The 25,136-nt window shown below is 74.7% G+C and carries 25 protein-coding genes and 1 pseudogene; 17 read left to right on the top strand and 9 right to left on the bottom strand.

Annotated features, from left to right (window positions below; translation table 11 throughout):
• Window positions 1-322: 322 nt before the first annotated feature.
• The gene (locus MJ876_RS20920; protein WP_240239372.1) at window positions 323-682 is read right to left on the bottom strand and encodes a GntR family transcriptional regulator; all 360 of its coding nucleotides are present in this window, start codon (window positions 680-682) and stop codon (window positions 323-325) included.
• A gap of 111 nt (window positions 683-793) precedes the next feature.
• Between MJ876_RS20920 and MJ876_RS20915 the strand changes: the two genes are divergently transcribed.
• The 6 genes from MJ876_RS20915 to MJ876_RS20890 all read left to right on the top strand — a co-directional run bounded on the left by MJ876_RS20915 (window position 794) and on the right by MJ876_RS20890 (window position 6,041).
• Window positions 794-1,462, top strand: a complete 669-nt coding sequence (locus MJ876_RS20915) for a hypothetical protein (protein WP_240239370.1) — start codon at window positions 794-796, stop codon at window positions 1,460-1,462.
• Window positions 1,463-1,471: 9 nt separating this feature from the next.
• Window positions 1,472-2,440 (top strand): carbohydrate kinase, encoded by a 969-nt coding sequence (locus MJ876_RS20910; protein WP_240239368.1) that lies wholly within the window; start codon window positions 1,472-1,474, stop codon window positions 2,438-2,440.
• Window positions 2,441-2,496: 56 nt separating this feature from the next.
• Window positions 2,497-3,621: a glycoside hydrolase family 43 protein gene (locus tag MJ876_RS20905; RefSeq protein ID WP_240239367.1), complete on the top strand. Its 1,125-nt coding sequence runs from the start codon at window positions 2,497-2,499 to the stop codon at window positions 3,619-3,621.
• Window positions 3,622-3,665: 44 nt separating this feature from the next.
• Complete coding sequence (locus MJ876_RS20900) at window positions 3,666-4,349, top strand: maleylpyruvate isomerase family mycothiol-dependent enzyme (protein ID WP_240239366.1); 684 nt, start codon at window positions 3,666-3,668, stop codon at window positions 4,347-4,349.
• Window positions 4,350-4,351: 2 nt separating this feature from the next.
• Entirely contained in the window at window positions 4,352-5,575 is a 1,224-nt protein-coding gene (locus tag MJ876_RS20895; protein WP_240239365.1) for a glycoside hydrolase family 43 protein, read from the top strand.
• 85 nt (window positions 5,576-5,660) lie between these two features.
• On the top strand, window positions 5,661-6,041 hold the full coding sequence (locus tag MJ876_RS20890) for a hypothetical protein (protein WP_240239364.1): 381 nt from the start codon (window positions 5,661-5,663) through the stop codon (window positions 6,039-6,041).
• A 48-nt stretch (window positions 6,042-6,089) separates the two neighbouring features.
• On the opposite strand, the gene MJ876_RS20885 is transcribed toward MJ876_RS20890, so the two are convergent.
• Genes MJ876_RS20885 through MJ876_RS20875 form a run of 3 tightly spaced genes read right to left on the bottom strand, consistent with a single transcriptional unit; the run spans window position 6,090 to window position 8,621 of the window.
• On the bottom strand, window positions 6,090-6,644 hold the full coding sequence (locus MJ876_RS20885; protein WP_240239363.1) for an RNA polymerase sigma factor: 555 nt from the start codon (window positions 6,642-6,644) through the stop codon (window positions 6,090-6,092).
• Window positions 6,637-7,422 (bottom strand): hypothetical protein, encoded by a 786-nt coding sequence (locus MJ876_RS20880; protein WP_240239362.1) that lies wholly within the window; start codon window positions 7,420-7,422, stop codon window positions 6,637-6,639. The genes MJ876_RS20885 and MJ876_RS20880 overlap by 8 nt, the downstream gene beginning before the upstream one ends.
• A gap of 41 nt (window positions 7,423-7,463) precedes the next feature.
• Window positions 7,464-8,621, bottom strand: a complete 1,158-nt coding sequence (locus MJ876_RS20875; RefSeq protein ID WP_240239361.1) for an acyl-CoA dehydrogenase family protein — start codon at window positions 8,619-8,621, stop codon at window positions 7,464-7,466.
• A 61-nt stretch (window positions 8,622-8,682) separates the two neighbouring features.
• Here MJ876_RS20875 and MJ876_RS20870 point away from each other — a divergent pair, with 61 nt between their 5' ends.
• The 4 genes from MJ876_RS20870 to MJ876_RS20855 are packed head-to-tail and all read left to right on the top strand — an operon-like array spanning window position 8,683 to window position 12,092.
• On the top strand, window positions 8,683-9,369 hold the full coding sequence (locus MJ876_RS20870) for a TetR/AcrR family transcriptional regulator (protein WP_240239359.1): 687 nt from the start codon (window positions 8,683-8,685) through the stop codon (window positions 9,367-9,369).
• A 19-nt stretch (window positions 9,370-9,388) separates the two neighbouring features.
• Window positions 9,389-10,609, top strand: coding sequence for a DUF480 domain-containing protein (locus MJ876_RS20865; RefSeq protein ID WP_240239357.1), 1,221 nt, complete (start codon window positions 9,389-9,391; stop codon window positions 10,607-10,609).
• Between the two features lie 32 nt (window positions 10,610-10,641).
• A complete protein-coding gene (gene truA, locus MJ876_RS20860) occupies window positions 10,642-11,472 on the top strand; it encodes a tRNA pseudouridine(38-40) synthase TruA (RefSeq protein WP_240239356.1) in 831 nt (276 codons plus the stop codon).
• Entirely contained in the window at window positions 11,469-12,092 is a 624-nt protein-coding gene (locus MJ876_RS20855) for a class I SAM-dependent methyltransferase (RefSeq protein ID WP_240239355.1), read from the top strand. Before truA ends, MJ876_RS20855 begins: the two co-directional genes overlap by 4 nt.
• A 204-nt stretch (window positions 12,093-12,296) precedes the next feature.
• Here MJ876_RS20855 and MJ876_RS20850 read toward each other — a convergent pair whose 3' ends face one another.
• Genes MJ876_RS20850 through MJ876_RS20835 form a run of 4 tightly spaced genes read right to left on the bottom strand, consistent with a single transcriptional unit; the run spans window position 12,297 to window position 16,227 of the window.
• A complete protein-coding gene (locus tag MJ876_RS20850; RefSeq protein ID WP_240239354.1) occupies window positions 12,297-13,529 on the bottom strand; it encodes an acyl-CoA dehydrogenase family protein in 1,233 nt (410 codons plus the stop codon).
• A gap of 33 nt (window positions 13,530-13,562) precedes the next feature.
• On the bottom strand, window positions 13,563-14,618 hold the full coding sequence (locus tag MJ876_RS20845; RefSeq protein ID WP_240239353.1) for a phosphotransferase family protein: 1,056 nt from the start codon (window positions 14,616-14,618) through the stop codon (window positions 13,563-13,565).
• Entirely contained in the window at window positions 14,618-15,454 is an 837-nt protein-coding gene (locus MJ876_RS20840) for an SDR family oxidoreductase (protein WP_240239352.1), read from the bottom strand. Before MJ876_RS20840 ends, MJ876_RS20845 begins: the two co-directional genes overlap by 1 nt.
• Window positions 15,451-16,227, bottom strand: a complete 777-nt coding sequence (locus tag MJ876_RS20835) for an SDR family oxidoreductase (RefSeq protein WP_240239351.1) — start codon at window positions 16,225-16,227, stop codon at window positions 15,451-15,453. The genes MJ876_RS20840 and MJ876_RS20835 overlap by 4 nt, the downstream gene beginning before the upstream one ends.
• Before the next feature lie 52 nt (window positions 16,228-16,279).
• On the opposite strand from MJ876_RS20835, the gene MJ876_RS20830 reads away from it, so the two are divergent.
• The 5 genes and pseudogenes from MJ876_RS20830 (at window position 16,280) to ctaD (ending at window position 22,438) form a co-directional block, all read left to right on the top strand.
• Complete coding sequence (locus MJ876_RS20830; RefSeq protein ID WP_240239350.1) at window positions 16,280-16,918, top strand: TetR family transcriptional regulator; 639 nt, start codon at window positions 16,280-16,282, stop codon at window positions 16,916-16,918.
• 43 nt (window positions 16,919-16,961) lie between these two features.
• Window positions 16,962-18,608, top strand: a complete 1,647-nt coding sequence (locus tag MJ876_RS20825; protein WP_240239348.1) for an ABC-F family ATP-binding cassette domain-containing protein — start codon at window positions 16,962-16,964, stop codon at window positions 18,606-18,608.
• A gap of 72 nt (window positions 18,609-18,680) precedes the next feature.
• Window positions 18,681-18,881 (top strand): hypothetical protein, encoded by a 201-nt coding sequence (locus tag MJ876_RS20820; RefSeq protein ID WP_240239346.1) that lies wholly within the window; start codon window positions 18,681-18,683, stop codon window positions 18,879-18,881.
• A 49-nt stretch (window positions 18,882-18,930) separates the two neighbouring features.
• A complete protein-coding gene (locus MJ876_RS20815) occupies window positions 18,931-20,511 on the top strand; it encodes a long-chain-fatty-acid--CoA ligase (protein ID WP_240239344.1) in 1,581 nt (526 codons plus the stop codon).
• Between the two features lie 56 nt (window positions 20,512-20,567).
• Window positions 20,568-22,438: pseudogene (gene ctaD / locus MJ876_RS20810) on the top strand (cytochrome c oxidase subunit I).
• A gap of 26 nt (window positions 22,439-22,464) precedes the next feature.
• Here the strand turns inward: ctaD and MJ876_RS20805 are convergent.
• Window positions 22,465-23,364, bottom strand: coding sequence for a LysR family transcriptional regulator (locus MJ876_RS20805; RefSeq protein WP_240239342.1), 900 nt, complete (start codon window positions 23,362-23,364; stop codon window positions 22,465-22,467).
• 76 nt (window positions 23,365-23,440) lie between these two features.
• On the opposite strand from MJ876_RS20805, the gene MJ876_RS20800 reads away from it, so the two are divergent.
• Window positions 23,441-24,424, top strand: a complete 984-nt coding sequence (locus MJ876_RS20800; RefSeq protein WP_240239340.1) for a C4-dicarboxylate ABC transporter — start codon at window positions 23,441-23,443, stop codon at window positions 24,422-24,424.
• Window positions 24,425-24,498: 74 nt separating this feature from the next.
• A partial coding sequence (locus tag MJ876_RS20795) for a response regulator transcription factor (protein WP_240239338.1) occupies window positions 24,499-25,136 on the top strand: 638 nt, incomplete at its 3' end.

The raw sequence follows: 25,136 nt of genomic DNA, 5'->3' as shown, positions 1-25,136 counted from the left end.
CCCGTTCCATCCAGGACGCGCAGACGGTCACCGTCTGCGCGTCCTGGTCATTTCGCCGAGTCGGCCCGAACGCCGCCGTCAGGGACGCCGAGTCGGCCCGAACGCACGTCTCAGGGACGCTGAGTCGGCCCGGAAGGTCCCACTGGTGCGCCAACTGGGCGCGTTGGAGGGCTGTGTTCGGGCCGACTCGACGCCTGGTGATAGCGCGTTCAGGCCGACTCGGCGTCTGGGGGGGCGTGCGTTCGGGCCGACTGGGCGCGGTGGAGGGGAGCGTTCGGGCCGACTCGGCGTCTGGGGGGCGTGCGTTCGGGCCGACTCGGGGTCAGCGAGTCGCCGACCAGGACCGGGTGACGAGGGCGGCGGCCTCCTCGGCCGTGACTCCGGCGCGGCGGGCGGCGTCGACGTACGCCGTCACCGCCGCATGCAGGTCGGCCGCGCCGTCGGAGGTGGCGACGAAGGTGCCGCGGCGGCCCTCGGTGACGACGACGCCGTCGGCCTCCAGCTCGCGGTAGACCCGCGCGACGGTGTTGACGGCGAGACCGACGTCGCCGGCCAGGCCGCGGACGGTGGGCAGGCGCGTCCCGGCGGCGAGCCGGCCGTCGGCGACCCGCTCGGCGATCGCCGAGCGCAGCTGCTCGTACGGCGGGCGGGGGTCGTCGGGGTCGGCGGCGGGGAGGTCCATCGGGACACCGTAGGGGGTGGGGACCCGGTGCTACCCGGGCGCAAGCCGTGGACAAGCGACTTCGCCGACGCTGCGGAGGTCACCCACCACCACCCCTCACGGAGGACCCCCATGTCACCCCGGACCCTCACGCGCGCGAGCGGCGCCGCCCTCGTCGTCCAGTTCCTGCTCTGCCTGGCCGGCGGCGTGCTGCACCCGGTCGTGGAGGGCCGCGCGCACAGCGCCGAGGCCCTCACCGCCGCGGGCGGCCCGGTCGCCCTGACCCTGCTGCTGAGCGGCACCGTGCTGCTCGTCGTCGCCTTTCCGGCGGCGATCGCGCACCTGGCGCCGCACGTCGGCCGGGTCGGCACCGTCGCCGCGATCGGCCACCTCGTCGCCCTGGTCGTCGTGGTCGTGCCCCACCTGGCCGTCGAGCTCATGGTCGCGCCGGTGCTCGCCCGCGACGCCGGCGCGGTCCACCTGATAGACCCGACCGACTCCATCGTCGACGCCCCGGTGTTCCTCGCCAGCCAGGCTCTCGGCGGGCTCGTGATGATGGGCTGCCTCGCCGTGCTGGGCGTGACGGTCGTCCGCTCGGCCCTGCCGTCCTGGATCGGCTGGTCGATGGTCGCCGCGCTCGTCGTGCTGTTCGTGCCCCTCCCGGCCCTGCCGGTCCTCATGGGCCTGCAGATCGAGGTGCCCCGCGGGCTGGCGCTGGCCGGTGTCGGGGTACTCGTCCTGCGCGCGCTCGGCCCGGCCCCGGACGGACGGGAGCGGACCGACGTCGTCGCCGTGCGGTAGAAACCGGTCATGACGCAGGCCTTCTCGGACGAGCTCTCGCACGACCCGTCGGTGCTGGTCGTCGGGGAGGCCCTCGTCGACGTCGTGCGCGGCGACGACGGCCACGACACCGACCTGCCCGGCGGCAGTGCGGCCAACGTCGCGGTCGCCCTCGCCCGGCTCGGCCGGCCGACCTGGCTGGCCACCTGCTTCGCCGACGACCGCCTGGGTCGGCTCCTCGACGCGCACCTGTCCCGGGACGGGGTGCGGATGGCGGCCGACCCCGGCGCGGTCGTCGACCACACCTCGTCGGCCGTGGTCAGCCTCGCCCCGGACGGCTCGGCCAGCTACGAGTTCGACCTCGACTGGCGGCTCGGTCCGCTGCACGACCTCCCCGAGGTCGTCGTCGTCCACACCTGCTCGCTCGGCGCGGTCCTCGAACCGGGCGCCGACGACGTGCTCGCCCTCGTCCGCCGGCTCTCCGAGACCGCCCTGGTCTCGTACGACGTCAACGTGCGCGCCGTGGTCACGGGCACCGGCCCCGACGTGGTGGCCCGCATCGAGGCCGTCGCGGCCACCGCCGACGTCGTCAAGGCCTCCGACGAGGACCTCGAGCACCTCTACCCCGACCTCGGTCCGCTCGACGGCGCCCGTCGGCTGCTCGGCCTCGGGCCCGCGGTCGTCGTGCTGACCCGCGGCGAGCAGGGCTCCACCTGGGTCTCGGCCGACGGCGAGGTCTCCGTGCCGGTGCCACGCGTCGAGGTCGCCGACACCATCGGGGCGGGCGACACCTTCTGCGCCGGCCTGCTCCATGGGCTGTGGGAGCGGGGGGTCGTCGGGCCCGGCGCCCGTGAGCGTCTCCTGGCGCTGGACGACGAGGCGCGGGCGGCGCTGCTCGCGCTCGCGGCGCGCGCCGCGGCGATCACCGTGTCACGGCCCGGCGCCGACCCGCCGTACGCCGAGGAGCTGCTCGTGCAGCCCGAGGAACCGGGTGCGTGACCCCGGGGGCCCACCCCCGTTGTCCTCGACGTGACCGACCGTGCGAGGACCGCCGCGTGACTCGATCCGTGACCCGGTCCGAGACCCGGCACCGCTTCCTGGTGACCGCGGCGGCCGGGCTGCTCGCCGCCGCGACCCTGCTGCTCGGGACACCCGCGCAGGCGACGTCCGTCGACCGGCCGGGCACGAGCTCGGAGCGGTTCCTCGCGGGCGAGCCGTACACCGGCATGTTCGCCGACCCGTCGGTCCTGCGGGCGCAGGGCCGCTACCACGCGGTCGCCACGAACCACGACGGCCTCAACCTGCCGCTGATGACGTCCGACGACCTCGGAACCTGGACGCCGCGCGCCCCGCTGGCGGACGCCACGGCGTGGACCGGCTGGAGCGGGTACAACGACGCCCTGCCGACGCGACCCGCGTGGGCCGCCCAGGCCCGGTCCGACCGCGCGAACGGCTTCAGCCAGTGGGCCCCCTCCCTCGCCCGCGTCGGCGACACCTACGTCGCGGCGTACTCGGCCGCCCGGACCCTCGACGACCTCCGTCGCAGCTGCATCGGCCTGGCGACCGCGGACGCCCCCGAGGGGCCCTACACGCCCGTGTCGGAGGAGCCGACCGTCTGCTTCGAGGGCTCGCCGCGCGGCGTGATCGACCCCGACGTCCACGTGCTGCGCGACGGCCGGGCGTTCCTGCTGTGGAAGCAGGAGGGCATCGTCGACGTCCAGGAGCCCGCGCTCATGGTGCAGCGCCTCTCCCGCGACGGCACGCGCCTCAGGACGGGCTCGCAGCCGCGCAGGCTCCTCGAGCTGGTGCGCGGCACCTGGAAGGGCGGCGTCATCGAGAACCCGTCGATGGTGAAGCACCACGGCCGGACCTACCTCTTCTACTCCGCCCACGACTGGCACTCCGACGCCTACGCCATCGGGTACGCCACCTGCCGCGGACCGCTCGGACCGTGCGTCGACCGCACGCACGACGCCCCGCTGATCGCCTCCGACGAGACCGTGGCCGGCCCCGGCGGCGCCGACGCCTTCACCGACCTGGACGGCGGCCTGCGTCTCGCGTACGCCGGGTGGCAGCCCGGCCGCGTCGGGCCGTACGGCGACCACGCGCGGACGCTGCGGGTCGCCACCCTGGCGAGCATCGGCCGCGGCAGCGACCTGCTCGTCCTCGACCGCGGCTGAGCCCTTCCGCCCCGGACGGGGCCGCGGCGTGCCAGGATCCCGCCATGGACCCCCTCCTCGCGTGGCGCGAGGCGCACAGCCGGGTCGTCGGGCTCCTCACCGGTCTCGACCCTCGGCGCGCCGACGCGACGGTGCCGGCCTGCCCCGACTGGACCGTGCGCGACCTGCTGTCCCACGTGGTCGGCCTGGGCGCCGACGTCCTCGGCGGTGACGAGCCCGACGACCACAACGAGCAGTGGACCGCGGCCCAGGTCGAGGCCCGCCGCGACCGGAGCGTCGCCGAGCTGCTGGCGGAGTGGGGCGAGCTCGCCGAGGACCTCGTCGCCTGGATGCAGGACCACGGGTCCCGTCCGCTGAACGACGTCGTCATCCACGAGCAGGACCTGCGCGGCGCGCTCGACCAGCCCGGCGCCCGCGACACCGAGGGCCTGCGGATCGTCCGCGACCGCATCGCCGGGCGCCTCGCGTCCGCGACCGAGGACCTGCCCCCGCTGCTGCTCGTCGAGGCGCGGGACGGCGCCGGGGAGCCCTGGACGTTCGTGACCCACGGCAGCCCGGACGACGCCGCCTGCGTGCTGTCCGCGGACGGCTTCGAGCTGTTCCGGGCGATCACGTCGCGACGCACCGAGTCGCAGGTGCGCGCGATGGTCGTCCACGGCGACGTCACGCCGTACCTGGAGCCCCTGGCGGGCCTCGGCCCGCTGCCCACCGAGACCCTGCCGGAGTAGCCGTGCGCCGTCGTCCCGTCACCGTGCTCCTCGCCGCCGCCGCGCTCGGCACCGCCCTGCTGGGCGGGCCCGCGGTCGCCGACCCCACCGACGGGGTCGGCGCGGACGGCCGCGACACCGGGGAGCCGGGGTCGATCCCGCCCCGGGACACCCCGTCGCGCGACTGGGAGAGCCGCGGCCCGGTCAACCCGTTCGCGCCCGGCCCCGACCAGCCCCGGACCAGCACCGAGCGGTTCTACGCCGGTGAGCGGTACACCGGCATGTTCGCCGACCCGTCCGTGACGCAGGCCGGCTCGCGGTTCACCGCCGTCGCGACCAACCACGACGGGCTGAACCTGAACCTCATGACCTCGCCCAACCTCCGCGACTGGTTCCCCCGCAAGGGCCTGCCGAACCACCGCCGCTGGAGCGACTGGCCGGGCTACAACGACGCCATGCCGACCCGCCCGGCGTGGGCGGCGGAGGTCGAGCGGGGCGAGCGCAAGGACGGCTTCAGCCTCTGGGCCCCCTCGGTCGCGAAGGTCGGCTCCCGCTGGGTCGCGGCGTTCTCCGCCGCCACGCACCTCGAGACCGCCACCCGCGTCCGGCGCAGCTGCATCGGGCTCGCGACCTCGCGCAGCCCCATCGGCCCGTTCGCCCACGTCTCGAGCAAGCCCCTGGTCTGCTACCCGCCGTCACCGCGGGGCGTGATCGACCCCGACATCCTGCGGCTCGGCGACGGCCGCACCTTCCTGCTGTGGAAGCGCGAGGGGATCCCTGACAAGGCGGACAGCGAGCCCGCGCTCATGGTGCAGCAGCTGTCGCAGGACGGCACCCGCCTCAAGTCCGGCTCGCGGCGTCACGCCCTCCTCGAGCTCGTGCGCGGCACCTGGAAGGGCGGCGTCATCGAGAACCCCTCGATGATCAACCACCGCGGCCACTACTACCTCTTCTACTCCGCGCACGACTGGTACTCGGCGAACTACGCCACCGGGTACGCCGAGTGCGACACGCCCCTCGGTCCCTGCACCGACATGACCCACGACCGTCCGTTGCTCGCCTCGGGCGCGCTCGCCAAGGGCCCTGGCGGCGGCGACGGGTTCGTCGACAAGGCCGGGCGCCTCCGACTGGCGTACGCCGCCTGGGACGCCGGCCGCGTCGGACCGACCGGTACGAACGCCCGGATGCTCCACGTCGCCACCCTGGCGCGGAAGGCGGGGCGGCTGACGGTGACGGCCAGGGGCTGAGTTCCGCGAAAGTAACACCGCCCCCCGGTGGTGACAGGTAGCGTTCGAGCGCCCGTCTCGGGACGTCCGTCGCCAAGGAGCAGCCATGACCCTCGCCACCCGCCTCGCCGGCGCCCTCGCCGGCTCCGCCCTCACGCTCGGCGTGCTCGCCGCCGCGCCCGCCGGCGCGGCCGGCGACCCGGTCGAGCCCACCGAGCCGTGCGCCACGCAGCAGCAGAAGGTGGACGACGCCCAGGCCGCGCTCGACCGCGTCACCGCGGTGTTCGAGCGCCGCAAGGACAAGGTCGAGAAGGCGAAGCGGGAGAAGGAGAAGGCTGACACCCCCCGCGAGGAGCGCGCGGCCGACCGGGCCCTCGAGCGCGCCAAGGAGCGACGCGACGAGGCGGGGAAGGACAAGAAGGCCCAGCAGCAGCGGCTCGCCCGCGCCGAGGAGCGCCTCGAGGAGTGCCAGGCCGCCCAGGGCTGAGCCGGGCCCGCCACAGCAGACCCGGGGGGCGGGAGACCTCGGGCGGGGTCAGGCGCTCGCGCTGTCCGCCCGGGGTTCCCCCGCCGCCCGAGCCCGGAGCTTGCGCAACCCGCGGTGCCGGGCGACCCGCAGCGACACCGCGCTGACGCCGAGGGCCTCGGCCGCCGTGGTGTTGTCGAACCCGAGGCCGTCGACCAGGCCGACGGCGTCCCGCTCCCGGGGCGGGAGGGCGGCGATCGCGTCCCGGACCCAGTCGCGGCCCTCGACGGCGGGCGCGTGGTCCGGCACCCGCTCGAGGTGGACGTCGACCTCGCCCGGCGACGTCCGGCGGCGGTCGGAGCGGCGCTTGGTGCCGCCGCTGAGCTTGCGCGCGATGCCGAACAGCCAGCCCGCGAAGTCCGACGACGACCCGTGGAAGTCGGCGATCTTGGACGCCGCCACCAGCCATGCCTCGCTGGCGACGTCCTCCGGCGAGGCCGTGGTGTCCCCGGTGGGACGGGTGCCGAGCCAGGCCACCAGACGGCCCGCGTGGTCGGCGTAGAGCGCCCGCCAGGCGTCGGTGTCGCCGGTCTTGGCGGCGGCGACCACCTGGTCGTCAGGCATCGGGCCCCCGGCCGCCCGACGTGCCGTCGGGGCCGGGACGGCGCCCGCGGTCCGGGCCCTGCTGCGAGGCGCCACGGTCCGCGGACCCCTGGCCGCGGATGCTGTCGCCGTCACGACCCAGGCCGGAGCCCTGGCCCTGCCCCTGGCCCTGCCCCTGGCCCTGCCCCTGCCCCTGGCCCTGCCCGCCACCGACACCCTGTCCGCGGTTCCCGCCGCCGGGGTCCTGGTTGCGCCGCTCGTCGCCGCGACCGGGGTTGTCACCCCCGCGCCCGGGCACGCTCGGGGAGACCGACGGCGGCTCGGTGGGCGGGGTCGTCGGAGGCTGCGACGACGGCCTGCCGGGGGAGGGGCGTGCGGACGGGCGCTCGCCGTCCGGTGCCCCGGAGGGGGAGGGGTCGGGACTGGCCGTCCCCGTCGGTGCGTCCGGCTCGTCCGACGGGCGGTCGCCGGTGCCGGAGTCGGTGCCGGAGTCGGGGCCGGTACCGGGGGAGGCCCCGTCCGACGGGCGGTCGCCGGGGCCGTCGTCGCGGGAACGGTCGACGATCGCCGGCACCCCGCCGTCCGGGAGCCCCGGGACGGGCAGGGCCCCCGTCGCCCAGGCCCCACCCACGCCCGCGAAGACCGCGACGACACCGACGGTGAACGTCGCGGCCCGGCGCCCGCCCCGCCGGACCGAGGGCGTGCTGGCACGCGCCGCCTCCGCGAGCTGCTCGATGAGGTGCGGCGGCGGGTCGGGCTCGGGGACGTCGAGCCTGTAGGAACGGTCGTCGGAAGGCATCGCCTACCCCCTGCCGCGACCCGCCGGGCGCGTTACGTCGATCAGCCCTTCTTCAGCAGCTGGCGCGCCATGACGACACGCTGCACCTGGTTGGTGCCCTCGTAGATCTGGGTGATCTTGGCGTCGCGCATCATGCGTTCCACCGGGTAGTCGCGGGTGTAGCCGTAGCCGCCGAGCAGCTGGACGGCGTCGGTGGTGATCTCCATGGCCACGTCGGAGGCGTAGCACTTCGCGGCGGCGCCGAAGAACGACAGGTCGGCGTCGTTGCGCTCCGACTTGGCGGCGGCGACGTACGTCATCTGCCGGGCGGCCTCGAGCTTCATCGCCATGTCGGCGAGCATGAACTGCACGCCCTGGAACCCGGAGACGGCCTGGCCGAACTGCTCGCGCTCCTTCACGTACGACGTCGCGAAGTCCAGCGCGCCCTGCGCGATGCCGACCGCCTGCGCGGCGATCGTGATGCGGGTGTGGTCGAGCGTGCGCAGCGCGGTCTGCAGGCCGGTGCCGGGCTCGCCGATGATGCGGTCGCCGGGCAGGCGGACCTTGTCGAAGTGCAGCTCGCGCGTCGGGGACCCCTTGATGCCGAGCTTGCGCTCCTTCTCGCCGAAGGTGAAGCCCTCGTCGCCCTTCTCGACCACGAACGCCGAGATGTTGCGGCCGCGCGCGCCGTCGGGGTCGGTGACCGCGAGCACGGTGTAGAACTCCGACTCGCCGGCGTTCGTGATCCAGGACTTCTGGCCCGAGAGCACCCAGTCGTCGCCGTCGCGGACCGCCTTCGTGCGCATGGAGGCGGTGTCGGAGCCGGCCTCGCGCTCGGACAGCCCGTAGGAGAAGCCCTCGCCCGCGGCGAGGCGGGGCAGGTACTTCCGCTTGATCGCGTCGCCGCCCGAGAGCATGACCGGCAGCGAGCCCAGCTTGTTCACGGCCGGGATCAGGGACGAGCTGGCGCAGGCGCGGGCGACCTCCTCGATGACGAGGCACACGGCGAGCGCGTCGGCGCCGACGCCGTCGTACTCCTCGGGCACGTGCGGGGCGTGGAAGTCGGAGGCCACCAGGGCGTCGTGGGCCTCCTGCGGGTAGCGGGACTCCTCGTCGACCTCGGCGGCGTACGGCGCGATCTTGTCGTTCGCCAGCTCGCGGACGGCCGCCTTCAGCTCCTCGTGGTCGTCGGACAGGCGGAACTGGTCGAAGTCGCTCATCGTGGCCCCCAGGCTCGTGACTCGGTGGTACTCGGTACTGCCGTCATGGTACGCAGTACCCGTGACCCAGTCCACGGCCAGGGAGTCGACCCGTGAGCGCCTCGTCGCCGCGGCGTACGACCTGTTCGACGAGCGCGGGTACGACGCCACCACCGTCGACGCCGTCGCCGAGCGTGCCGGGGTGGGACGGACGACGTTCTTCCGGGCGTTCCGCTCGAAGGACGACGTGGTGCTCCCCGACCACGACGCCGTCCTCGCCCGGGTGGGCGCCCGGCTCGACGCCGTCCCGTCCGGGGCCGGGGCGACGGCGGTCGCGACCGCGGCCTCCGAGGCCGCTCACCTCGTGCTCGACCACTACCTGACGGAGGGCGACCGGGCTCGGGCGCGCTACCGGCTGACGCGCACGGTGCCGTCGCTGCGCCAGCGCGAGGTCGCCGGCCTGCAGGCCTACCAGCGGGTGTTCCGCGAGTTCTTCCGCGGCCGGGTCGGGGACGGCGAGTCGGGGGAGGTCCGCGCCGAGGTGCTCGCCGCGGGCGTGGTCACCGCCCACAACCACGTGCTGCGCCGCTGGTTGCGCGCCGAGCCGGGTGACCCGGTCGCCGCGCTGGACCGCGCGCTGGCCGACGTCCTGCGGATGTTCGCGCCGCCGCGGCCCTCACGGACCCGCGTCGTGGTGCTGGAGACGCCCGACGACGTCGACGACCTCGAGGAGGTCGTGCGCTCGGTACGCAGCGCGCTGGAGCCGTAGCCCGTCTAGGCTCCCTGCCGTGCCCGGCACCAGCGAGCTGCCCGTCCTCGACGCCCCCGAGCAGCGTGTGCTCGGCGCCCTCCTGGAGAAGGAGGTGACGGTGCCCGGCAGCTACCCGATGACCCTCGCCGGGCTGCGGACCGCCTGCAACCAGGCCAGCAGCCGCGAGCCGGTCACGGACTACGACGAGTCCGAGGTCACCGCCACCCTCGCGCACCTCAAGACCCGCGACCTGGTCGGCGTCACCTGGGCCGACTCGGGGCGTCGCACGCTGAAGTACGTCCAGCGGCTGTCCGTCGTCCTCGACCTCGCGGACGACGCCCGGGCGCTGCTGACGGTCCTGCTGCTGCGCGGCCCGCAGCCGCCCGGCGCGCTGCGCACCCGCACCGAGCGCCTGCACCCCTTCGCCGACCGCGACGCCGTCGAGGCCACGCTCGTCGCGATGGCCGCCGCCGACCCCGCCCTGGTGGAGCGGCTGCCGAAGGGCCCGCGCGAGCAGGACCACCGCTGGCGACACCTGCTGGGCGACCCCGCGCTGGAGGAGTCGGTGCCCGCCGCCCCGGCCGTCGACCGGGAGTCGGTGCTGGCCGGCGGCGGTGACGGCCGCGACGAGACCGTGCGCGCGACGTACGCGGGGATCGCGGAGGCGTACGCCGAGCGGTTCGCCGAGGAGCTCGACGACCTGCCCTTCGAGCGGTGGCTGCTGAACCGTGCGGCCTGGCTGGCCGGCGAGCGCCCGGCCGTCGAGGTGGGCTGCGGGCCCGGGCAGGTCACCGCGTTCCTCGCGGACTGCGGCGTGGAGGCCACCGGCATCGACCTCACCCCGGCGATGGTCGAGCAGGCCCGCGCCCGCTTCCCGGAGGGCACCTACGAGGTCGGCGACCTGCGCCGGCTGATGCGCCCCACCTCGCACGACGGGTGGGGCGCCGTACTCGCCTGGTACTCGCTGATCCACCTCGCGCCGTCCGAGCTGGGTGACGCCGTGTCCTCGCTGGTCCGCCCGCTCGCGCCCGGCGGCTGGCTGGTGCTGGCGCTCCACGCCGGCTCCGGGCTCAAGGCCCCGGGGAGCTGGTTCGACGTCCCGACCGACCTGAACCTGGTGCTGCACGAGCCCACCGAGGTCCTCGCCGCGGTCGAGCGGGCCGGCCTGACCGACGTCGAGTGGTACGTCCGCGGCCCCCTGACCGGCCGGGAGGAGACCACCAACCGGCTGTACGTCCTGGCGCGGCGTCCGGACTGAGCGCGCCGGTGCCCGCCTGGGAGGATGCTCCGGTGCGGATCCGCCTCGACCTCGCCTACGACGGCGCCGGCTTCCACGGCTGGGCCGCGCAGCCCGGCCTGCGGACGGTGCAGGGCGAGCTCGAGGCCGCGCTGACGACGGTGCTGCGGTACGACGAGGTCGCCGTCACCTGCGCCGGCCGCACGGACACTGGCGTCCACGCCCGCGGGCAGGTCACCCACCTCGACCTGCCGGACGGCCTGCTCGCGGAGGCCGCCGGCCGCGCCCGTGAGTCCCCGTCGCGGGCCCTGCGACGTCGGGTCAACGGGGTGCTCGACCCCGACGTCCGGGTGCGGCGGGTGAGCATCGCCCCCGAGGGCTTCGACGCCCGCTTCTCCGCGACCTGGCGCCGCTACGTCTACCGGGTCGCCGACGACCCCGCCGCCGTCGACCCGCTGACCCGCGGGCACGTGCTGGCATGGGCGCGGCGCCTCGACGTCGAGGCGATGGACGCCGCCGCGCAGCACCTGCTCGGCGAGCACGACTTCGCGGCGTTCTGCAAGCGCCGGGAGGGCGCGACGACCATCCGCACCCTGCTCGACCTGCGGTGGGAGCGCTCCGCGGCCGACGGCCTCGCGCTGGGCACGGTGCGGGCCGACGCGTTCTGCCACTCGATGGTGCGCGCGCTGACCGGGTGCCTGATCGCCGTGGGGGAGGGTCGTCGCGACGTCGCTTGGCCGGCGGCGGTGCTCGCGGCCGGTGTCCGCGACTCCGCGGTCACCGTCGCCCCGGCGCACGGGCTGACGCTCGAAGAGGTGGGCTACCCGGACGACGCCGGGCTCGCCGCCCGCCAGGCCGAGACCCGGAGGGTGCGGACGTTGTGAGCCAGGAGCAGGAGCACTACTTCAGCGCCGATCCGACGGTCGCGTTCCGGCGCGAGCCCGTGACCGCTCGCGTGTGGGGCCACGACCTCGCGCTCGCGTCGGGCAGCGGGGTCTTCGCCCGGGGGCGCCTCGACGCGGGGACCGCCGTGCTCTTCCGCGAGACCGAGCCGCCGGGCCCCGAGGTGCGGCAGGTCCTCGACCTCGGCTGCGGCTGGGGCGTCATCGGCCTCGCCGTCGCCGTCGCGGCCCCGGAAGCCGCGGTGACGTGCGTCGACGTCAACGAGCGTGCGTTGCTGCTGGCCCGGGAGAACGCCGTCGCGCTCGGCGTCGCCGACCGGGTGAGCGCCGTGCTGCCGCACGAGGTGGCCGACGACGCGACGTACGACGAGATCTGGTCGAACCCGCCCATCCGCGTCGGCAAGCAGGCGCTGCACGACCTGCTGCTGACGTGGCTCCCGCGGCTCGCCCCCGACGGGCGGGCGGTGATGGTGGTCGGCAGGAACCTCGGCGCGGACTCGTTGCAGCGGTGGCTCGGCGAGCAGGGCTGGCCCACGACGCGGCTGGCGTCGGCCAAGGGCTTCCGGGTGCTCGAGACCCGGCGCGGACCCCGGTCCACGTAGCGTCCGGCTACGCCCGTCGCCGGTCTGCTCGCCGCCGCTGCGCAGGGCCTCTGCCGCTGCTGACCACAGTCGTCCTCGGCGTCGCCGTGCTCTGACGTCGGACCCCGTCAGGACCGACGTGCAGGAGTCCCTCGCCGTGCGGTCGGGCCGCCCGTTCTGGGCCTTCTGCACGTCCGTCCCCGCAGGCGAGGCCGCGGACTCACGTCAGGCGCTGTGCTTCCTGATCTCCGCCTTGCCCAGTGCGGCCTTGTGGACCTCGTCGGGGCCGTCGGCGAAGCGCAGCGTGCGGATGCCCGCGAAGGCGGGGGCGAGGGGGAAGTCCTGGGAGAGCCCGCCGCCGCCGTGGACCTGCATCGCGCGGTCCAGGATCTTCTGGACGGCCTCGGGCGTCGCGATCTTGATCGCCTGGATGTCGCCGTGGGCGGCGCGGTTGCCGGCGGTGTCCATGCGCCACGCGGTGAACAGGGTCAGCAGGCGCAGCTGGTCGACGGTCACGCGGGCCTCGGCGATCCACTCGCGGATGACGCCCTGCTCGGCCAGCGGCTTGCCGAACGCCACCCGCTCGGAGGCGCGGGTGCACATCAGCTCGATGGCGCGCTCGGCGACGCCGATGGAGCGCATGCAGTGGTGGATGCGGCCGGGGCCGAGGCGGCCCTGCGCGATCGCGAAGCCGTCGCCCTCCTCGCCGATCAGGTTCGCGGCGGGCACCCGGACGTCGGTGAACCGCAGCTCGGCGTGGCCGCCGTGGTCGTGGTCGTCGTACCCGAGCACGTGCATGCCGCGGACGACCTCGAGGCCGGGGGTGTCGCGGGGGACGAGGATCATCGACTGCTGGCGGTGCCGGTCCGCGGACGGGTCGGTCTTGCCCATGACGATGAAGATCGTGCAGTCGGGGTTCATGGCCCCGGTGATCCACCACTTGCGGCCGTTGATGACGTAGTCGTCGCCGTCACGGACGATCGAGGTCTCCACGTTGGTGGCGTCGGACGACGCGACGTCCGGCTCGGTCATGGCGAACGCGGACCGGATCTCGCCGGCCAGGAGCGGCTCGAGCCACTCCTTCTTCTGCGCCTCGTCGGCGAACATGGCGAGCGTCTCCATGTTGCCGGTGTCGGGCGCCGCGCAGTTGAGGACGGCGGGCGCCAGGCCGATCGCGCGGCCGGTGATCTCGGCGAGCGGGGCGTACTGGAGGCTCGTCAGGCCCGCGCCGTTGCCGTCCGGGTCGTGCTTCGGGGGCAGGAACAGGTTCCACAGGCCCCGGTCGCGGGCCTCCGCCTGGAGCTCGCGCAGGATCGGGGTGCGCGACCACGCCCAGGGGTCGTCGGACGCCGCGAGCTGCTCGGCGAAGACCGGCTCGGCGGGCAGGATCCGCTCGGCCATGAACGCCTCGAGCTTCTCGATCAGCTCGGTGGTGGTGGCGTCGTGCGTGAAGTCCATCGGGGGTCCTCTCGGGTCTGGCGGGCAGGAGGGTCAGGAGCCGCGGAGCGCGTCGAGGCCGGCGCGCATCAGCGGGACGGTGGCGGCACCGATGCCCTCGAAGCCGTCGCCGGTGGTCTGGCCCTGCTCGTGGCGGTAGTGGATCCCCTCCAGGATCACCGCCAGCTTGAAGAAGCCCAGGCCGAGGTGGAAGCGGAGGTCGTCGAGGTCGTGACCGGCGGCGGCGTACCGCTGCTGGACCTCGTCGGCGCTCGGGTAGCCGGGGGCCAGGGAGGCGTCCGAGACGGCGCGCTCCTGCCCACCCAGGTCGAGGCGGGCGAGCCGGTCGTAGACCAGCAGCAGGGCGAGGTCGGTGAGCGGGTCGCCCAGCGTCGCCATCTCCCAGTCGACCACCGCGGCGACGTCGTCGTCCGGGCCGACCAGGAGGTTGTCGAGGCGGTAGTCGCCGTGGACGATCGCCGCGCGGTCGGTGGTCGGCACCTGCTCGGCCAGCGCGGCGGCCAGCTCGTCGGCGCCGGGCAGGTCCCGGTTCCGCGAGCCCTCGAGCTGGCGGGTCCACCGGCGGACCTGCCGCTCGAGGAAGCCCTCCGGCCGGCCGAACTCCGCCAGCCCGACGGCGGCCGGGTCGACGTGGTGGAGGGCGGCGAGGACGTCGACCATCCGCTCGGTGATGGCCCGCGTGCGCTCGGCGCCGAGCGGACGCAGCTGGTCGGCCGTCCGGTAGGGGACGCCGTCCACGCGCTCCATGACGTAGAACGGGGCGCCCAGCACCGACTCGTCGGTGCAGTGCGCCACCGTGCCGGGCACGGGGACGTCGGTGTCGCGCAGCGCGGACATGACGGTGAACTCGCGGCCCATGTCGTGGGCCGTGGCCTGCACGTGTCCGCGGGGCGGGCGTCGCAGCACCCACGTCGACGTGCCGTCGGTGACCTCGAAGGTGAGGTTCGACTTGCCGCCCGTCAGCAGCCGGCCGGTCAGGTCACCGGCGAGGTCGAGCGAGGAGGTCGAGGTCAGCCAGGAGGCGACCGCGGCCAGGTCCTGGTCGACCGGACGGGCCTCCCAGGCACGCTCCTGCGTGGTCTCCGCCATCAGAACCCGGCCTCCCCGATCGACGTGCCGCCGTGCTCGTCGACGCGCTGGCGCAGCTTGCGCATCCCGCGCAGCCAGCCGTCGGTGTCCGCGGCGCGGTAGGAGTAGTAGTCCGCCACCTCCGGGTGGGGCAGCACCAGGAAGCGCTCCTCGCCCTCCGAGAGCGACGCGACCCAGGCGTCGGCGACCTGCTCCGGCTCGAGCGCCCCGTCGTGGGACAGCAGGGCGGTGAGCGGGCCCGCGTCGGTGAGCATCCGGGTCCTCACGCCCTGCGGGCAGATCGCCTGGACGGCGACGCCGCGGTCGCCGTAGGTGACCGACAGCCACTCGGCGAACGCCACCGCGGCGTGCTTGGTGACCGTGTACGGCGCGTTGCCGATCATCCCGAGCAGGCCCGCGGCGGAGGCCGTGACGACGAAACGCCCGCCGGGCGGCCCCGTGGGGCCGGGGTCGGTCCAGGTCGGCACGAGGGCGCGGGCGAGCCGGACGTGGGCGAGGACGTTGACCTCGAGCGTCTGCTCCCACACGGTGTCGGGCGTGTCGAGGTCGCCGCCGGTGTCGACGCCCGCGTTGGAGCAGACGACGTCGACGGCACCGAGGTGCTGGGTCGCGGCGGTGACGAGGTCGCGCGCGCCGTCGGCGGTGGCGCAGTCGCCCGGGGCCGGGTGTCCGCCGACCTCCTCGGCGACCTCGGCGGCCAGCGTCGGGTCGAGGTCGTTCACGACCAGGCGGGCGCCCTCGGCGGCCGCGCGGACCGCCAGGGCGCGACCGATGCCGCGCCCGGCGCCGGTGACGAGGACGCCGGCACCGTCGAGGGTCGAGCGGGGGCCGCTCACACGCCGCCCCGCAGCAGGGTGCCCCCGTCGAGCGTCAGGGTCTGGCCGGTGACCCAGGCGGCGTCGTCCGAGAGCAGGTAGGCGACGGCACCGGCGACGTCCTCGGGGGCGCCGAGGCGGCCCAGCGGGTAGCCCGCGACGACCTCGGCCTCCTTGCCGTCGAACAGTGCGGTGGCGAACTGGGTCTTCACGATCGCCGGGGCCACGGCGTTGACGCGCACGTCGGGCGCCATCTCGACGGCGAGCTCCTCGGTGAGGTGGATGAGCATCGCCTTGGTGGCGCCGTACCAGGCGATGCCGGGCGCGGGGCGCAGCCCGGCGACCGAGGCGACGTTGACCACGGATCCGCCGTGCTCGGCCATCCAGGCGCCGTGGGCGCGCTGGATCCAGGACAGCGCGGCCAGGCAGTTGACCTCGACGGTCTTGCGGGCAGCGCCCAGGTCGAGCTGCAGCAGCGGCCCGTACGTCGGGTTGATGCCGGTGTTGTTGACCAGCAGGTCCAGCGACCCGAAGGTCGAGACCGCCCGCTCGACGACCTCGGCCTGGTGGTCGGCGTCGTCCGCGCCGCCGGGCACGCCGAGCGCGTGGTCCTGCCCGCCCAGGCTCTCGACGGCCTCCGCGAGCGGCTCCGGCTTCCGGCCGGTGATCACGACCCGCGCACCCTCGTCGACCAGGCGCCGCGCGATCGCGAGGCCGATGCCGCGGCTGGCGCCGGTGACGACGGCCGTGCGGCCGGCGAGGCGGCCGTCGGGGGCGGGGGACTTCTCGGGCACGTGACCTCCAGGACGTTGCCGACTAGGTGAGCGCTTGCTTACCCTGACCGACGTGACCGAGGCAGTCAACCCCGAGCGCGGGCCCGACCGCGCCGCCGATCCGGGCAGCGAGCGCCTCGCCCGTGCGGCGGCCGAGGCCTTCGCCGCGCGGGGCTTCCACGGCACGAGCACCCGCCACGTCGCGGCGGCCGCCGGCATGAGCCCGGCGGCCCTCTACGTGCACCACCGCTCCAAGGAGGAGCTGCTCCACCGGCTGTCGCTGGAGGGCCATCGACGGGTCCTCGCCCTGGTGCGGGACGCCGTCGCGGGCGCCGAGGGACCCGTGGCCCAGCTCGGGGACCTCGTCGAGCGGTTCGTCGAGCACCACGCGACCGAGCACGTGTCGTCGCGGGTCGTGAACTACGAGCTCGCGGCGCTCGACGACGAGCACCGCGCCGAGGTCGCCGCCCTCCGCCACGACATCGAGGAGTGCGTCCGCGACGTCGTCCGGCGCGGGGTGACGGAGGGGTCCTTCGTCACGGACGACCCCGACCTCACCGCGGCCGCCCTCATCTCGCTCGGGGTCGACGTCTCGCGGTGGTTCCGCCCCGGCGGTCGCTGGACGCCGGCCGAGGTCGCCGTCCACTACCGTGGGCTGGCCCTCGCGATGCTCGGGGTGGCGCCGCCCGGGCTCCCGCCGTCCCCGCCGTAATCGAGGTGCGGCGGCACCGGCTCGTGCGGGAGGATCGCGCAACGTGGGACACGTCGACGTCGCCGGGGTGCGGGTGGACCTGCCGGACGGGCGGGTGCTGCTCGACGAGGTCTCGTTCCGGGTCGGGGAGGGCCAGAAGGTCGCGCTGGTCGGGGCGAACGGCGCCGGCAAGACGACCCTCCTCCGCGTCGTCACCGGCGAGCTCGTGCCGCAGGCGGGGGTCGTCACGCGCTCGGGCGGGCTGGGGGTCATGCCCCAGTTCGTCGGCCAGGGCGTCGTCCCCGGCGGCGGTGACCTGCCCACCGTGGCCGACCTGATGGTCTCCGTCGCCCCGCCGCGGGTGCGCCGCGCGGTGGCGGAGGTCGACCGCTGCGAGCTCGCGCTGATGGACTCCGACGACGAGCCCACCCAGATGGCCTACGCCACCGCGCTCGCCGAGCTGGGCGACGCGGGCGGCTACGACATCGAGGTCACCTGGGACACCTGCACCACCGCCGCCCTCGGCGTCGGGTGGGACAAGGCGAAGCACCGCCTGCTCCGCACCCTGTCCGGCGGGGAGCAGAAGCGGCTGGTCCTGGAGTACCTGCTGCGCGGGCCCGACGAGGTGCTGCTGCTCGACGAGCCCGACAACTACCTCGACGTGCCCGCGAAGATCTGGCTCGAGCAGCGCCTCGCGGCGTCGGAGAAGTCGGTGCTGTTCGTCTCCCACGACCGCGAGCTGATGGCGAACGCCGCCACCCGCGTGGTCACCGTCGAGCTCGGCGCCGCCGGCAACCGGGTCTGGACCCACCCCGGCGGGTTCGCGTCGTACCACCAGGCGCGCAGCGACCGCTTCGCCCGCTTCGAGGAGCTGACGCGCCGCTGGGAGGAGGAGCACCTGAAGCTCCGCACGCTGGTCGCGACCCTGAAGCAGAAGGCCACCTTCAACGACGGCATGTCGTCGCGCTACCGCGCGGCGCAGACGCGGCTCCGGAAGTTCGAGGAGGCGGGGCCGCCGACCGAGCAACCCCGCGAGCAGCAGGTGTCGATGCGGCTGAGGGGCGGCCGGACGGGCAAGCGCGCCGTGGTCTGCGAGGGGCTCGAGCTCACCGGACTCATGAGGCCGTTCGACCTCGAGGTCTGGTACGGCGAGCGCGTGGCCGTGCTCGGCTCGAACGGCTCCGGCAAGTCGCACTTCCTCCGGCTGCTGGCCGGCGGCGACGTGTCCCACTCCGGCGTCGCCCGGCTCGGGGCGAGGGTGCGGCCGGGGTGGTTCGTGCAGACCCACGAGCACCCCGAGCTGGTGGGCAGGACGCTCCTCGAGATCCTCCACCGCGGCGAGGGCGAGCGCGCGGGGATGGGCCGCGAGGCGGCCTCGCGGGTGCTGGACCGCTACGAGCTCTCCGCGTCGGCCGAGCAGCGCTTCGAGCAGCTCTCCGGCGGGCAGCAGGCGCGCTTCCAGATCCTGCTGCTCGAGCTGTCGGGCTGCACCCTGCTGCTCCTCGACGAGCCCACCGACAACCTCGACGTCCAGTCGGCCGAGGCCCTCGAGGCGGGGCTCGAGTCGTTCGACGGCACGGTGCTGGCCGTGACCCACGACCGCTGGTTCGCCCGCGGCTTCGACCGCTTCCTCGTCTACGGCGCCGACGGCACCGTCCGCGAGACCGACGGCCCCGTGTGGGACGAGGGCAGGGTCGTCCGCGCGCGCTGAGCCACCCGCACGTCCGCCCCTTGCGCGGCGACGACCGTGCGGTCACGATCAGCGCCTACGCGGGGAGGCGGCATGAAGGACTACGACACCGAGCGCGCTCGTCAGGAACGGGACAGCGTCCTGGCCGGGGTGGTCTCGGTCGTCGCGGTCGTGGCCGCGGGTCTGTTCATGCTCGGCCTCGTGCTGCCGGTCGGCGGCCGGGTCGTCCTGCTGCTCGTGGTCGCCGCGCTGGTCGTGGTCGGTGTGGCCCGGCACGTGCAGGAGAACGACTGAGCCACCGCGGACCGTTGCCGGGGTCTGTGACCTGTGCCACTGTCCCGCCATGACGGCCACGGCTGAGCTGACGACCCCGACGTACCTCGACGAGCGGCTGGCCCACTGGGCCCGCACGACGCCCGACGCGGAGGCGATGACCTACCTCGGGCGGACCTGGACGTGGGCCGAGGTCCACGACCGCGTGCGACGTCTCACCGGGGCGCTCCGGGCGATGGGGATCGGGCGGGGGGACGTCGTGTCGTTCCTCGACAAGAACCACCCCGCCTGCGTCGAGCTGACCATGGCCGCCTCCGCGCTCGGCGCGGCCAACGCCATCGTCAACTTCCGCCTCGCGGCCGACGAGATCGACTACGTGGTCAACGACTCCGGCGCCCGGGTGCTCGTCGTCGGCACTGAGCTGATGGGCCAGGTCGAGGCGGTCCGCGACCGGCTCACCCACGTCGAGCGGATCGTCGCCCTGACGCCGGAGGGCGGCGACGGCGACGAGTACGAGGCGCTGCTCGCGGGCGCCGAGGCCGCCGACCGCGACTCGGCCGTCGAGCCGGGCGACACTTGCCTCGTCATGTACTCCTCGGGCACCACCGGCCGGCCCAAGGGCGTGATGCTCACGCAGGCCAACATGGTCGCCCACACCGTCAACGCCCACGACGGCTGGGCGTTCGACCCCGGCGACAAGAACATGGTGTCGATGCCGCTGTTCCACGTCGGCGGGTCGTCGTACGTGCTGTTCGGGATCCACGACGGCGTGCCGAGCGTGATGACGCGCGACCCCGACGGGGCATCCCTGGCCGGCGCGATCATGGCCGGGGCGAACCGGACCTTCCTCGTCCCCGCCGTGCTCGCGCAGGTGCTGGCCTCGGGTGACCAGGCGATCGCGGTCTTCGGCAGGCTCAAGACCTACTGCTACGGCGCCGCCCCCATGCCGCTGCCGCTGCTGCGCGCCGCGATCGAGGCGTGGCCCGACACCGACTTCATCCAGGTCTACGGCCTCACCGAGCTGTGCGGCGTCATCACCCACCTGATGCCGCCCGAGCACCGCGACGAGGCCAACCCGCAGCGGCTGGTCTCCGCCGGGCAGCCCATCCCGGGCGCCGAGGTCCGGGTCGTCGACGTCTCCACCGGCGAGGACCTGCCCGCCGACGAGCACGGCGAGCTCTGGTTCCGCTCGCCGCAGGTCATGAAGGGCTACCTCGGCAAGCCCGAGTCGACCGCCGAGGTGATCACGGACGACGGGTGGTTCCGCACCGGCGACATCGGCAAGGTCGACGCCGACGGCTACGTCTACGTCACCGACCGGCTCAAGGACATGATCATCTCGGGCGGGGAGAACATCTACTCGCCCGAGATCGAGCGTGTCCTCGCCGAGCACCCGGCGGTCGCCGAGGTGGCGATCATCGGCGTGCCGGACGAGCGCTGGGGCGAGACGGTGAAGGCCGTCGTGTCGCTCCACCCGGGCCAGGAGGCGACCGAGGCCGACCTGATCGAGCACTGCCGTGCCTCGCTCGCGCGCTACAAGTGCCCGAGCTCGGTGGAGTTCCTCGAGGCGCTGCCCCGCAACCCCACCGGCAAGATCCTCAAGCGCGACCTGCGGGCGCCGTACTGGGGCGAGGGCGACCGCCGGATCTGATCCGACGCCGCGCCCGTCCGGGCGCATGAGGAGGCGCACACTGGCCACCGTCAGTGATGACGATCACGTCGGGCCGCCGGCCCACCGCTCCCGTCGACGCGGTGCGCCGCCGGCGGGTCGGCTCGCAGGTCATGACGCTGCTGACCACCACCGACCACAAGGTGATCGGCAAGCTCTACCTCGCCACCTGCTTCGGCTGGTTCCTGCTCGCCGGTCTGATGGCGATGCTGATCCGCTCCGAGCTGGCGTTCCCGGCAAGCAGGTGGTGTCGGACCAGCTCTACAACGAGCTGTTCACCATGCACGGCACGATCATGCTGCTGCTGTTCGCGACCCCCCTGTTCATCGGGTTCGCCAACGTGATCATGCCGCTGCAGATCGGCGCCCCGGACGTCGCGTTCCCGCGCCTCAACATGTTCAGCTACTGGGTGTTCCTGCTCGGCGGGATCATCACCGTCTCGGGGTTCGCGGCGCCCGGCGGCTCGGCGGCCTTCGGCTGGACGGCGTACACGCCGCTCTCGGACTCCGTCCGCTCACCCGGCGTGGGCGGCGACCTGTGGGTCATGGGCCTGTGGCTGGCGGGCCTGGGGACCATCCTGGGCGCGGTCAACCTCGTCACGACCATCATCTGCATGCGGGCGCCGGGCATGACGATGTTCCGGCTGCCGCTCTTCACCTGGAACGTGCTCCTGACGAGCGTCCTGGTGCTGATCGCGTTCCCGATCCTCGCCGGCGCCCTGCTGAGCCTGGCCGCGGACCGGATGGTGGGAGCCCACGTCTTCGACCCCGCCCACGGCGGTCCGATCCTGTGGCAGCACCTGTTCTGGTTCTTCGGGCACCCCGAGGTCTACATCATCGCGCTGCCGTTCTTCGGCATCGTGACCGAGGTCCTGCCGGTGTTCAGCCGCAAGCCGCTGTTCGGGTACGTCGGCCTGGTCGGTGCGACGCTCGCCATCACCCTGCTGTCGGTGACGGTCTGGGCCCACCACATGTTCGTCACCGGCGCGGTGGACCTGCCCTTCTTCTCCGGCATGACGTTCCTCATCGCCGTCCCGACCGGGGTCAAGTTCTTCAACTGGATCGGCACGATGTGGGGTGGCAGCGTCTCGATGGACACCCCCATGCTCTGGTCGGTGGGCTTCCTCGTGACGTTCCTCTTCGGTGGCCTGACCGGCGTCCTGCTGGCCTCGCCGCCGCTGGACTACCACGTCTCGGACACCTACTTCGTCGTCGCGCACTTCCACTACACCGTCTTCGGGACGGTGGTGTTCGCGATGTTCGCGGGGTTCTACTTCTGGTGGCCCAAGATGACCGGGCGGATGCTCGACGAGCGCCTCGGCAAGCTGCACTTCTGGATGTTGTTCGTGGGCTTCCACACGACGTTCCTGGTGCAGCACTGGCTGGGTGTCGAGGGCATGCCCCGGCGGTACGCGGACTACCTCCCCGACGACGGGTTCGCCCTGCTCAACCAGGTCTCGACCATCGGTGCCTTCGTCCTGGGAGCCTCGACCCTCCCGTTCCTCTGGAACGTCTTCATCAGTCGACGCGGCCCCCGGGTGGGGGTGGACGACCCGTGGGGCTGGGGACGGTCCCTGGAGTGGGCCACGAGCTGCCCGCCGCCGCGCCACAACTTCCACGAGCTGCCCCGCATCCGTTCGGAGTCGCCGGCCTTCGACCTGCACCACCCGGAGATCGCGCTCCTGGAGCACGCGGACAACGAGGCCCTCAGCTCCGGGGGACCGTCGGACTCCCCGGACACCGACCAGCGCGAGGAGACCCTGCGCGCGCGGGCGAGCGACCCGGCTCGTCACGACGACCGGTCCGCGCTCGGGCCCGAGCCCGAGGAGACCGCTCGTCGCTCGGGTCGGGGGGACGGCAGTCGCAGCGACCGGCCCCGCCGGCGTCGGGGGCAGCCTCCGGAGCGGTGAGCCGGGCATCGCTGCTGCGGGCCGGCTCAGCCCGCGGCAGCGATGGCGACGAGGTCCCTCACCGGCCCCGCGGGCGGCGTACGACGGCCCAGCCAGACCGCGCGCAGGGTGCGGGTCAGGGCGAGGTCGCGCAACGGCACCTCGACGAGATCGCCGCTCGCCAGGGGTCCGGCGACCGTGCGGCGGCTGACCACGGCGGGCGCGGAGCCGGCGAGCACCGCCTCGCGGACCCCGGTCGAGGTGGTCAGCTCGACGGCGGGCGGCGACAGGGCCAGCCCGTGGGCGCCGAGCGCCTCCTCGAGCACCTCCCGGGTGCCCGACCCCGGCTCGCGCGAGGTCAGGGAGAGGGCGGCGACCTCGTCGGGGCCGAGCGGAGCCCGGCGACGGGCCAGGGGGTGGTCCGGCGTGCAGACGAGCACGAGCTCGTCGGACCCCACCTCCGCGTGCGCGAGGCCGCGGGGCGCCTCGACGCCCTCGACGAAGCCCAGTGACGCGCGGTGCGCCAGCACCGCGGCGACGGCACCGGCCGAGTTCGTCGCCGTCATCGACACCTCCACGGGCGTGCGCGAGGTCGCCCGCAGCCGCACCAGCCACCGGGGGAGCAGGTGCTCGGCCACCGTCATGCTCGCGGCCACCCGCAGGTGGCGCTGCTCGTCCTCCCGCAACGAGGCGAGGGCGACCTCGGTCTCCGCGGCGACGTCGAGGAGCCGGGTCGACCACTCCACGACGACCTGGCCGGCGGCGGTGAGCTCCGAGCCCCGGGCGCCGCGCCACAGCAGGGGGACGCCCAGCAGCGCCTCCGCCGCGCGGACCCGCTCCGAGGCACCCTGCTGCGACAGGCCCTCGGCCCGGGCGGCGGCACCGATGCTGCCGTGGCGCGCGACCCCGACCAGCAGGGCCAGGGTGCGCAGGTCCGGGAGCGTCATGCCACAAGCATAGGTTGTGGACACACCAGATCCTGGTGACTACTCCGGTCCGTCCGGGCGTCGGAGGATGAGGGACGTGACCACCACCGTCCCCGCCCCCGTCGCCCGGGCCCACGCCCTCGCACCGAACGCCTACGCCGCCGTGATGGGCACCGGGATCGTCTCCGCTGCGGCCGCGGGCCTCCCGGTGGCACACTCGCTGCTGACCGGCCTCGCCGAGGTCGTGTGGGTGTCGGCGGCCCTGCTGCTGGTCGCCGTGGTGGTCGGCTCGGTCGGGGGTGGCGACTGGCGCGCCCACCCGCAGATGGCGCACTTCCTGGGCGCCCGGGCCATGGCCCCGATGAGCGTCGCCGCCGCCACCCTCCTCGCGGGGCCCGGCGTGGTCGGCGACCTCCCGGCGTACGTCGCGTCGCTGGTGCTGTGGGTCGTCGGCACCGCGCTGGGCCTGGCGACCGCCGTCTCGCGGCCGGTCCGCGCCCACCGCACCGGCCCCGCGGAGGCGGCCTGGCTGATGCCCGTCGTCCCGCCGATGGTCAGCGCGGCGGTCGGCGCCCTGCTCGCGGCGCGCTCGCCCGAGCCGCTCGCGACCGTGCTGCTGGCGGCGTCGTGGGCGTGCTTCGCCCTCACGCTCGTGCTGGCGGCGGGCCCGGCCCTCGCCGTCGTGCGCCGGGTGGCCGGGGGTGACGTCCCGGTGGCCACCCCGACGCTGTTCATCGTGCTCGGGCCGCTCGGCCAGTCGGCCACCGCGGCGCTGCTCCTCGCGCCCGGCCACCGGTGGGCGCTGGCCTACGCCGGGGTGGTCCTGGTGGCCGCGCTGCTGTGGGCCGGGGTCGCGCTGACCTGCGTGCTGCGGCAGCGGCCCGCGTTCGCGATGACGTGGTGGGCCTTCACGTTCCCGGTGGGCACGGTGGTCACCGGCCTGTCCGGGCTGGCGGCCGCCACGGGCTCCGGCGCCGTCGCGCTGCTGGCGGTCCTGGGCTGGGGCGCCCTGCTCACGGTGTGGGCCGTCGTCGCGGGCCGCACCCTGTCGACCTCCCTGCCCCTCGGCGGTCGCCGCTGAGGGGTCGGGCGGCCGCCGCGAGGCGGATCCGCCGTTCGCACGAGCGGGCGGCCGCGGCGCGGTAGCGTCGGGGCATGGGGACGCCGCTGACCGCCGTCATCGCCGACGACGACCCGGACATCACCGACCTGATCGACGTCGTGCTCAGCAGCGTCGGCTTCCGCGTGGTGCACGCGACCGACGGCGTCGAGGCCGTCGAGGCCGTGCGCCGGCACACCCCCGTCCTGACGACCATGGACGTGTCGATGCCCGGCATGGACGGCATGGACGCCCTGCGGCGCCTGCGGGAGTTCAGCGCGACCTACCTGATCATGATCACGTCGAGGTCCACCGACGAGGACGTCATCGCCGCCTTCGAGGCGGGCGCCGACGACTACCTCGTGAAGCCCTTCAGCCCGCGTGAGCTGCAGCTGCGTGCCGAGGCGATGCTGCGCCGCGCGGCGGCCGCGCCGCAGGTGGAGCCCGAGCCTGAGCAGGGCTGGGCGGTCGCCGCCGCCCGCGAGTTCCGCGAGTCGCTCAACCGCGGCGCGACGCCGCCGCCCGTCGACCCCGACCCCGGCGCGCCGCTCTTCGACTCCGTGGCCACCGACGTCCCGGCTCCGGTGGCGCCGGCCGCACCCGCGCCGGTCGCCCCGACGCCCGTCGAGCCCGTCGAGCCCGTCGTGCCCGCCGCGCCGCCGGTCCCGCCCCCCGCCGCGGCCCCGCCGCCGGT

This window comes from Nocardioides sp. CFH 31398 (assembly GCF_022436705.1).
GTDB lineage: Bacteria > Actinomycetota > Actinomycetes > Propionibacteriales > Nocardioidaceae > Nocardioides.
Note: the sequence above shows the minus strand (reverse complement) of the source record. Positions and strands in the feature narration are given on the sequence as shown.

Coding starts and splice junctions, on each gene's coding strand:
- MJ876_RS20920 (WP_240239372.1), bottom strand. CDS start 682: ATGGACCTCCCCGCCGCCGACCCCGACGACCCCCGCCCGCCGTACGAG.
- MJ876_RS20915 (WP_240239370.1), top strand. CDS start 794: ATGTCACCCCGGACCCTCACGCGCGCGAGCGGCGCCGCCCTCGTCGTC.
- MJ876_RS20910 (WP_240239368.1), top strand. CDS start 1,472: ATGACGCAGGCCTTCTCGGACGAGCTCTCGCACGACCCGTCGGTGCTG.
- MJ876_RS20900 (WP_240239366.1), top strand. CDS start 3,666: ATGGACCCCCTCCTCGCGTGGCGCGAGGCGCACAGCCGGGTCGTCGGG.
- MJ876_RS20890 (WP_240239364.1), top strand. CDS start 5,661: ATGACCCTCGCCACCCGCCTCGCCGGCGCCCTCGCCGGCTCCGCCCTC.
- MJ876_RS20885 (WP_240239363.1), bottom strand. CDS start 6,644: ATGCCTGACGACCAGGTGGTCGCCGCCGCCAAGACCGGCGACACCGAC.
- MJ876_RS20880 (WP_240239362.1), bottom strand. CDS start 7,422: ATGCCTTCCGACGACCGTTCCTACAGGCTCGACGTCCCCGAGCCCGAC.
- MJ876_RS20875 (WP_240239361.1), bottom strand. CDS start 8,621: ATGAGCGACTTCGACCAGTTCCGCCTGTCCGACGACCACGAGGAGCTG.
- MJ876_RS20850 (WP_240239354.1), bottom strand. CDS start 13,529: ATGGACTTCACGCACGACGCCACCACCACCGAGCTGATCGAGAAGCTC.
- MJ876_RS20845 (WP_240239353.1), bottom strand. CDS start 14,618: ATGGCGGAGACCACGCAGGAGCGTGCCTGGGAGGCCCGTCCGGTCGAC.
- MJ876_RS20820 (WP_240239346.1), top strand. CDS start 18,681: ATGAAGGACTACGACACCGAGCGCGCTCGTCAGGAACGGGACAGCGTC.
- MJ876_RS20815 (WP_240239344.1), top strand. CDS start 18,931: ATGACGGCCACGGCTGAGCTGACGACCCCGACGTACCTCGACGAGCGG.
- MJ876_RS20805 (WP_240239342.1), bottom strand. CDS start 23,364: ATGACGCTCCCGGACCTGCGCACCCTGGCCCTGCTGGTCGGGGTCGCG.